The organism is Nguyenibacter vanlangensis (genome assembly GCF_013376155.1).
GTDB lineage: Bacteria > Pseudomonadota > Alphaproteobacteria > Acetobacterales > Acetobacteraceae > Gluconacetobacter > Gluconacetobacter vanlangensis.
This window is the reverse complement of sequence record NZ_JABXXP010000103.1, coordinates 1-7,485: the sequence shown is the minus strand read 5'-3', so window position 1 is coordinate 7,485 and position 7,485 is coordinate 1. Positions and strand designations below refer to the sequence as shown.

Sequence of the window (7,485 nt, the reverse complement as noted above, 5' to 3'; positions counted from 1 at the left end):
GCAGGCCGTCTATGTCATCGGCACGGAAGTCCCCGTTCCCGGCGGCGCGGCGGAGGCCCTGGACCATCTGCGGCCTACGGACCCGGACGCGGCCGGGGCGACGCTTGCGGTACACCGGGCGCTTTTCACCCGCACGCTCGGCGCGGAGGCCTGGTCGCGGGTGATCGGGCTTGTCGTCCAGCCGGGCGTGGAGTTCGGGGTGGAAGAGGTGGCCATTTACGACCGCCCCCGTGCGCGCGCCCTGTCGGCCACCCTGGGGGCGATGCCGGGGCGGATTTTCGAAGCCCATTCCACGGACTATCAGCCTCTTCCCGCCTTGCGGGCGCTGGTGGAGGACGGGTTCGCGCTGCTGAAGGTCGGCCCCGGGCTGACATTCGCCTTGCGCGAGGCGCTGTATGGGCTTGACGCCATACGGTCGGTCCTGATGCCGGGGCAGGAGAGCCTGCGGGAGGTGATGGAGCGCGTCATGCTGCGGGATCCGTCGCAGTGGCGTGGCCATTACGATGGCGACGCGAGCAAGCTCGCCCTTCTTCGTCATTATGCCTACAGTGACCGGATCCGCTATTACTGGCCTCGGTCCGAGGCGGCGGAAGCCGTTGAGACGCTATTCGGCCAGCTGGAGGAAACGGGCCTGCCCGACCCGCTGCTGAGCCAGTATCTGCCCGTGCAGTACGAACGGATCCGCGCCGGCGCGCTTTCGCGTGCGCCTCGTGCCATTGTCGTCGCGGCGGTCGATGAGGTCCTGGCGCTTTATGATCGTGCCTGCGGGGCATGAGCCGGCTGTTGCGCCCGGGCCGGCCGGCCTGCAAGCCCGTCCTTCCCGATCGTTTCCTTTCGGCCCGAGCCGACTGGGGTGTGGAGTGGCCCCCGACATGACCGACGCACCCGATGGCCTGACCGGTCGCCATGGCCTTGCTCCGCTTGGCGTCGCGGCGGCCATCTTCTTCATGATGGGGTTCGTGACCTGGCTGAACGGACCGCTGATCTCGTTCGTACGGGTTGCGTTCTCGCTTGGCGACGCCAGCGCCTTCATGGTGCCGATGGTCTTTTACTTCTCGTATTTCCTGTTTTCGCTTCCGGTGTCGCTGGTGGCGCGGCGGCTGGGCCTGCGCAAGGGGCTTGCCGGGGCGCTGTTGCTGTGCGCCGCGGGTGTGGCGCTGTTCGGGCAGTTCGTGGCCATGCGGATGTGTGGCGGGGCGCTGACGGGGCTTCTGGTCATGGGTGCCGGGTTGTCCCTGATGCAGGTGGTCATCAACCCGCTGGTCAGCCTGCTTGGCCCGTCCGAACGGGCGGCGCAGCGCATCGCCATCATGGGCGTGTGCAACAAGTTCGCCGGCATTCTGGCGCCGATCGTCCTGGCGACCGTGGTGATGGGCGATATCGGCAATATTGCCCGCAGGGCGCAGGACGCCGCCGATCCGGCGACGCGTGATGCCATTCTGAACGGCTTCGTCCAGGCCATTTACGCGCCCTACATGACCATGGCGGTCGTTCTGCTGATGGCGGCCGGCGGCGTGGCCTTCTTCCCCCTGCCCGAGCTTCAGGCGCCTGCCCTTCCGGGGCTGACCGAACGGCGGGAGCGGATTTTCAGGCCGCATCTGGTGTTCGGCATCGCGGCGATGTTCCTCTATGTCGGGATCGAGGTGATGGCGGGAGACGCCATCGGCACGTACGGTCAGGGTTTCGGCCTGCCGCTGAGCCAGACGAAGTTCTTCACGTCTCTCACGCTGGCCGGAATGCTGGCGGGGTATGTCGCCGGGTTCGTGGTGGTCCCGCGCCTCATCACGCAGGAGCGGTTTCTGGAACTGTCCTGCATCGGCGGATGTGTCCTGACCGGTGCGGCCCTGGTGACCCACGGATACGTTTCGGTACTGTGCGTGGCGCTTCTGGGTGCGACGAATGCCATGCTGATGCCGACGATCTTTCCCATCGCCATCCGGGGGGCGGGGGCGTGGACGCCCCTGGCCTCGGCGTTGCTGGTCATGGCCTACAGCGGGGGCGCGATCGTGCCGCAGATCTTGTGGCGTTGAAGCCGTTCGTCGGGTTTCAGGGCATGTTCGCGTTGCTCGTCCTGCCGTCCTACCTCGCCATTCTGTTCTATGCGCGCCGCTACGGCCAGACGGGTCTTCCGCTGGATCAGCAGCCATGACGTCTTTTCTCGACGGCAACCTCGTCCTGCGCGACCGCATCGTGCCTGGGCGCGTCGGCTTCGACAGCCATGTCCGTACCGTGGAGCCGCGCGTGGATGTCGGTACGCGCTATATCCTGCCCGGATTTATCGACGGGCACGTCCATGGCGGCGGCGGGGCGGACACGATGGACGGCGCGGCGGCGATCGAAACGCTTTCGCGTTTTCATCTGGCGCATGGCACCACCACCATCCTGCCCACCACCATCACAGCCCCCTGGGTCGAGGTCATGGGGGCGCTGCGCGCGGTGGCCGAGGTCCGCAGGGGCGGGCTCGACGCCGGTCCACGCGTTCATGGGGCGCATCTGGAAGGGCCGTTCGTCAGCCCCCATAAACTGGGCGCTCAGCCGCCTTTCGCCATCGCGCCCACGCCCGAGCGGGTCGAGGCGGCGATCGGCACGGGCTGCGTGCGCGTCGTGACGAGCGCGCCGGAGCTTGAACATGCGCAAAGCGCCATGCGGGCGTTCGCCCGTGCCGGCGTGCGCGTCAGCCTGGGGCATACGACGACGGACCATGCCGGCGCCGAGCGGGCCATCTGTCTGGTCTGCGCGGCCGGAGGGACCGTCGGCGCCACGCATCTGTTCAATGCGATGTCACCCATCGAAGGGCGCAGGCCGGGGCCGGTGACGGCTCTGATGTGCAGCGACGTGGCGTACGGCTGCCGGGGGGCTCGCTGGCGGGCAGCGTCCTGACGCTCGATCAGGCACTGCGTAACGCCGTCCAGGCGGGGATGTCGCTGCCGAAGGCGCCGAATCTGGTCAGCGCCAATGCCGCTGCTTATCTGGGGCTGCAGGACCGTGGCACCATAGCGCCCGGCCTGTTGGCCGACTTTAGCATTCTGGACGAGGCATTGCGCGTCGCGGAAGTCTGGGTGGGGGGCTGCGGGTCGTCTAGGGGGCGGAAGACATGATCGAATTCTATCATTAATTAGATCGTATGTGATCGTCGGGGCAGGCGAGGCCGCGATCGTCGACCGCGCTCTGCGCAGCCCGACCAGCGAGGAGGTCAGTGCTTCGGCACTTCAGCTCCATCCATGCTGCACCGTGATCCTGGATGAGGCCGCGGCCGCCGTCCGGACGTGTAACGCAGGCTGATCCGCCTTCCCCGTCACAGCGCATTGTGTCGTTTTCCATCGGAGATGCGCTTCTTTTTGGTGTTTCCTGTTCGATCCTGCAGCCATAAAATCACATATGCACATTTTATAGATGTTTTTTGATTGTTTTGTATTGATGTCGTTTCGGAATCGCGCATATCCTTCTTATGTTCCTCGCTGGCTCGCTGGCTCGCTGGCTCGCTGGCTCGCTGGCTCGCTGGCTCGCTGGCTCGCTGGCTCGCTGGCTCGCTGGCTCGCTGGCTCGCTGGCTCGCTGGCTCGCTGGCTGCGGGCGACGGCCTCTTTCTTCCAAAGTTTGGGATCAATGCATATGATTCAAAGACGTCTGCTCCTCCTCTGCTCGGTTGCCCTCGTCGTGCCGATGGGCAGCGCGGGGGCGGCAGCGGGGAAACAGCCGGCCGCCCGATCGCGCGCCCCGGCCACGCCGCAGACGTCCGCGCCGCTGAAAAACGCCGAGGCTGTCTATGTGTATGCCGGGATCAGCAGCAGCACCGGCGTCACCAATACGACGCCCGGTGGCGGCCTCATGGCCGTGCAGACCGTCCCCAAGTCGCAGAGCGGCATCACGCGCGACTACATCGCCAAACAGAGCCCGACGTCCAATCCGCTCACCCTGATCCAGAACCTGCCGGGCGTCGTATCGTCGGGCGTGGACCCGTTTGGCGCATCCGACCAGATGGGCCTGTCCGTCCGGGGCATGGACCAGGCCGAGCTGGGCTTCACTTTTGAAGGGATGCCCGCCGCCGATCCGATCAGCTACGTCCCGCTTTCGTCAACCATCGCCGATACGGAAAATATTGGCCGCATCGACGTCGCGCAGGGCGCGCCCGATCTGGCGGCACCGCTTTACAACGCCGTTGGCGGGCAGATCAGCGAGAGCCTGCGCGACCCCTCACACAAACGCGGCGGACTGCTTGACCTCGCCTACGGCACCAGCAGCCTGAAGCGCGAATTCATCCGGCTGGAGACGGGCGACATCGGTAATTCCGGGGTGCGCGGCTTCGTGTCCTTCTCCTACCAGACCGCTCATAACTGGCGCGGGCCCGGCGGCATGCAGCGCTACCATGTCGATGCGAAATTCGTGAAGGACTGGGAAAACGGCAGCAGGTCCGCGCTGATCGTGACGTTTACGCGACCGACTTCCACCTATCTGCGTCCGCCGACCCTGGCGCAATGGAACACGCAAGGCGTCAATTTCAACTATTCCGGCAAATACAGCTTTGGGGACACCTCCTACTACGGGCTGGTGCTGCATCAGCGGAACTCCGTCATCATGACGGCCCCGCAGGACATCAAGTTCGGCCATGGGCTGAGCGTGCATGTCGCCCCGTTCTTCAGCCATTATTGGGGTTTCGGCGACGGCGGCACGACGTTGAAGGAAAATTCGATCTATCAGGGCAACCAGTACGCGGGCGTGCTGGACCTGCCCTATTCCCGGAACGGGGTCGCGACGGCGGCGACGATCGACACCTATACTCAGGATACCGGGGGCCTGAATACGTACGGCGAATGGAAGTACGGCAACAATACGTTGCAGTTCGGGGACATGTATTCCTATATGAACGCTGTGGAAGGGTCGGGCTTCCAGATTGCGGATTACAACGGCAACATCGCCAGCCCGACCGGTGCCAGCCCCATCTACACGGCTTTCGGACAGAAGCTGGAACAGTGGGATATCCATTTCCTCCAGCAGGTCAACGCGCTCTACGTCATGGACACCTACAAGGCGCTTCATGACCGGCTGACCCTGAGCGCCGGCTTCAAGGAAGCCATGGTCTCGCGCAGGGTGACGCAGCTTATTCCGGGTGCCACCTACAACACGGGTGACAACAAGGCCGAGCCCCTGCCGCAGCTTTCGGCCAGCTTCAAGATTACGCCGCATGATCAGGTCTTCTTCGACGCCTACACGGCGTTCCGCGATCCGGCGGCGATCCTGACGTATGTGGATACATTCAACGTGGCGACCGGCAAGATGAACCGCTCCCACAGCGGCAACCTGAGCGCGGAATATTCGATCGGCGAGGAACTGGGATACCGCCATACCGGGCTGGTCAACGTCTCGGCCGCGCTGTTCAACTATAACATGACGAACCGTCAGGTCTCATCGACGGTGTTCATCAACGGTGTCGCGACGTCGGCCTCCATCAATGCAGGGGGGCAGACAGTGCGCGGGGCGCAGCTCGAAGTGTCCCTGCGGCCCTGGCATCATTTCAGCCCCTATATGTCGGGCCAGTATCTGCATGCGACGATGGACAATAATTTCTGGACCGGTACCGCCATGCTGCCGACAGCGGGGAAAACCGCCATCAAAAGCCCGACATTCACCGGCGCGCTGGGCGTCTCCTATGACAACGGTCATTTCTTCGGTAGCTACACCATGAATTATGTCGGATCGCAGTATTCGACTTTCATGAATGATGAGAAAGTGCCGTCCTATTTCACGGCCAACCTGTCCCTGGGCTACCGCCTGCCGGATGTCGGCTTCACGAAACATCCCCAGATCCAGCTCAACCTCATCAACATGGGCAACAGCGGCTATCTTTCGGGTGTGTCCGGCGTCACGCCCAATGCCAAAACGGCCACCGCCATCGGGGGCGCCAAGGTCGCCGGAAGCGCGCCGACCTATTTCGTCGGCAGCGGCTTTGCCGGTGTTCTCGGCTTCACCACCGGCTTCTGAACGGGCCGGCACATTGACCAGGCACGTTCTATCGGCCCTCGGCGGTCTGGCCGCGCTGTGCGTGGCCATGGTCCCGGCGGCGGCCTGGGCCGAGCAGAGGGTCCTGGCAGAAGTCGTTATCATGCGCCATGGCATCCGCGCGCCCATCCTGCCCGGCGTTTCGACACCGCCGTTGACGAAACGCGCCTGGCCTCGCTGGCCGGACAGCCCGGGGCAGTTGACGCGTCATGGCCGCGATGTCGTGCGGATCATGGGGCGGTATGACGGGGCCGCCTGGCGTCGGGCGGGGCTGCTGCCGCCGGGTTGTCCAACCTCCGGGGCATTCGACGTCGTGGCGGATACGGACCAGCGTACACTCGACACGGCACGCGCGCTGCTGGATGCGGCGTTTCCGCGCTGCGCCGTGCCGCTGGCATCGGCGGCGGACGCGGCGGAAAATCCGTTCAGACCTGTCCTCTCGCCGGATACCGTCCGCCTGGCGCGGGAGGCGGCAGGCGCAGCGCTCGAGGATTTTCGGCCGGATCGGACGGTACGGGAGGTGTCGCGGAAGCTGGGGAAGGTCCTGGATAATCCGGGCTGGCAGGGCCTGGCCGGACCGGGGGAAATGTCGCGGGACGGGTGGCCTGTCGTGCGCGGCCCGCTGCTGGCGGCGTTCCAGGTTACCGATACCTTCATGATGGAATATGAGCAGGGCATGAAACCCGGCTGGGGGCGGCTGGCCGAGGCGGATGTGGAGCGTCTGCTGGTGCTCAATACCCTCTATGCGCGACTCACCCGCCGGCCGCCTGGCGTGTCCGCCCCCGAAACCGCCACCATCAGGGGAATGATCGGCACCGTCTTCGCCCGGGCGAGCGCGCGCTCGCGGCATGTGACGCTCATCGTCGGGCATGATGACACGCTCAATGCCCTGGCGGGCGCGTTCGGGCTGCACTGGCGCGCCCAGGGGGTGCCGGCCGACATGCCGCTGCCGGCCGGGGGCCTTGTCTTCGACCTGCTGGAAGACGGGACGCGGCAGAGCGTGCGTATCCGCTACGTCGCCCCGACGCTGGGCGAGGCCCGCGCGCCGGCGCGACTGCGCCGCGACGGGCCCCGTATCGTTCCCCTGCCGTGTGACGGGCGAAAAGCCTGCACCATGGCGGCATTCAGCGCGCTGCTGCGTGGCCGATAAGGCGCTCCCGTCGGGGGTGAAGGTGGCCTCCGAAAATGGGGCCGGAGCTTGAGTTGGAAGAATCCGGCTCTGCCATATGATGGAGATCCTTGCAAGCCTGTCCTTGCAAGCCTGCCCCGGGGTAATGCTTGGCCCCAGGTATTCCTTGGCACTGGGTATTCCTTGGCCCTGGGTATTCCTTGGATGGTACGCCAATCGCCAGGATGTCAAAGGAACGAGATCGGGTCGATATCGACGTCGATCCGGGCGCCGCGGTCGGGGGGGACGCGGGCGAGCCATTGGCGGACCAGGGGCTGGACGGCGATGTCGCGCCTTGTGCGCAGCAGCAGGCGTCGGCGG

At 65.4% G+C, this 7,485-nt stretch carries 5 protein-coding genes and 1 pseudogene; all 6 read left to right on the top strand.

Translation table 11 applies throughout. The annotated features are described in order from the left end of the window. The coding region (locus HUK84_RS07620) for a class II D-tagatose-bisphosphate aldolase non-catalytic subunit (RefSeq protein WP_176639751.1) at window positions 1–775 on the top strand (775 nt) is incomplete at its 5' end. Window positions 776–872: 97 nt separating this feature from the next. Then, window positions 873–2,030 carry a glucose/galactose MFS transporter gene (gene gluP / locus HUK84_RS07615; RefSeq protein ID WP_246285514.1) on the top strand — a complete coding sequence of 386 codons (1,158 nt, stop codon included), beginning with the start codon at window positions 873–875 and terminating at the stop codon, window positions 2,028–2,030. Further along, window positions 2,021–2,149, top strand: coding sequence for a hypothetical protein (locus tag HUK84_RS23870; protein WP_281362762.1), 129 nt, complete (start codon window positions 2,021–2,023; stop codon window positions 2,147–2,149). Before gluP ends, HUK84_RS23870 begins: the two co-directional genes overlap by 10 nt. Then, window positions 2,146–3,098, top strand: a pseudogene (locus HUK84_RS07610) (amidohydrolase family protein). Before HUK84_RS23870 ends, HUK84_RS07610 begins: the two are co-directional and overlap by 4 nt. Before the next feature lie 513 nt (window positions 3,099–3,611). Beyond that, window positions 3,612–5,978 (top strand): TonB-dependent receptor, encoded by a 2,367-nt coding sequence (locus tag HUK84_RS07605; RefSeq protein WP_176639750.1) that lies wholly within the window; start codon window positions 3,612–3,614, stop codon window positions 5,976–5,978. A gap of 13 nt (window positions 5,979–5,991) precedes the next feature. Beyond that, window positions 5,992–7,146: a histidine phosphatase family protein gene (locus HUK84_RS07600; RefSeq protein ID WP_218064267.1), complete on the top strand. Its 1,155-nt coding sequence runs from the start codon at window positions 5,992–5,994 to the stop codon at window positions 7,144–7,146. Window positions 7,147–7,485 lie beyond the last annotated feature (339 nt).